Annotated in this window: 1 tRNA gene and 1 rRNA gene; both read left to right on the top strand. The window is 53.7% G+C overall.

The features are described from left to right. Nucleotides 1-1,357, top strand: a 16S ribosomal RNA gene (locus WMO23_RS11255); the annotation flags it as partial. 86 nt (nucleotides 1,358-1,443) lie between these two features. Further along, a tRNA-Ala gene (locus tag WMO23_RS11250) sits at nucleotides 1,444-1,519 on the top strand. The last annotated feature ends 178 nt before the right edge of the window (nucleotides 1,520-1,697 follow it).

The raw sequence follows: 1,697 nt of genomic DNA, 5'->3' as shown, positions 1-1,697 counted from the left end.
GGAAGAAAGGGAGGCTCTTCGGAGCTTTCGCTGGAGGAGGGGCTTGCGTCTGATTAGCTAGTTGGAGGGGTAACGGCCCACCAAGGCGACGATCAGTAGCCGGTCTGAGAGGATGAACGGCCACATTGGGACTGAGACACGGCCCAGACTCCTACGGGAGGCAGCAGTGGGGAATCTTCCGCAATGGACGAAAGTCTGACGGAGCAACGCCGCGTGAACGATGACGGCCTTCGGGTTGTAAAGTTCTGTTATACGGGACGAATGGTACGACGGTCAATACCCGTCGTAAGTGACGGTACCGTAAGAGAAAGCCACGGCTAACTACGTGCCAGCAGCCGCGGTAATACGTAGGTGGCAAGCGTTGTCCGGAATTATTGGGCGTAAAGGGCGCGCAGGCGGCGTCGTAAGTCGGTCTTAAAAGTGCGGGGCTTAACCCCGTGAGGGGACCGAAACTGCGATGCTAGAGTATCGGAGAGGAAAGCGGAATTCCTAGTGTAGCGGTGAAATGCGTAGATATTAGGAGGAACACCAGTGGCGAAAGCGGCTTTCTGGACGACAACTGACGCTGAGGCGCGAAAGCCAGGGGAGCAAACGGGATTAGATACCCCGGTAGTCCTGGCCGTAAACGATGGATACTAGGTGTAGGAGGTATCGACCCCTTCTGTGCCGGAGTTAACGCAATAAGTATCCCGCCTGGGGAGTACGGCCGCAAGGCTGAAACTCAAAGGAATTGACGGGGGCCCGCACAAGCGGTGGAGTATGTGGTTTAATTCGACGCAACGCGAAGAACCTTACCAAGCCTTGACATTGATTGCTAAGGGTAGAGATACCCTGTTCCTCTTCGGAGGACAAGAAAACAGGTGGTGCACGGCTGTCGTCAGCTCGTGTCGTGAGATGTTGGGTTAAGTCCCGCAACGAGCGCAACCCCTATCTTCTGTTACCAGCGAGTTAAGTCGGGGACTCAGGAGAGACTGCCGCAGACAATGCGGAGGAAGGCGGGGATGACGTCAAGTCATCATGCCCCTTATGGCTTGGGCTACACACGTACTACAATGGCTCTTAATAGAGGGAGGCGAAGGAGCGATCCGGAGCAAACCCCAAAAACAGAGTCCCAGTTCGGATTGCAGGCTGCAACCCGCCTGCATGAAGCAGGAATCGCTAGTAATCGCAGGTCAGCATACTGCGGTGAATACGTTCCCGGGCCTTGTACACACCGCCCGTCACACCACGAAAGTCATTCACACCCGAAGCCGGTGAGGTAACCGCAAGGAGCCAGCCGTCGAAGGTGGGGGCGATGATTGGGGTGAAGTCGTAACAAGGTAGCCGTATCGGAAGGTGCGGCTGGATCACCTCCTTTCTAGGGAAAACCTAAGAAGTCGGCACGGAGGCAATTCATTCATTGTTCAGTTTTGAGAGGTCATCCTCTCAAGAGATAGAGAAGCTGGGGGTGTAGCTCAGCTGGGAGAGCACCTGCCTTGCAAGCAGGGGGTCAGGAGTTCGATTCTCCTCATCTCCACCAAACTTTTTTATCATCGTACCTTGACAACTGCATAAAAATGTTAGAAAATACCTCTTTTTAAAAAGAGATCTTAACGAACCTTGAATTCTTGTTCATCACGACATCCCGTGTGGATGGCGTGATACATGAAAAAATAGTCAAGTAAGTAAGGGCGTACGGCGGATGCCTTGGCCATATC

The organism is Megasphaera intestinihominis, assembly GCF_040096415.1.
Taxonomy (GTDB): domain Bacteria; phylum Bacillota; class Negativicutes; order Veillonellales; family Megasphaeraceae; genus Megasphaera; species Megasphaera intestinihominis.
This window is presented reverse-complemented; position numbering and strand designations above follow the sequence as displayed.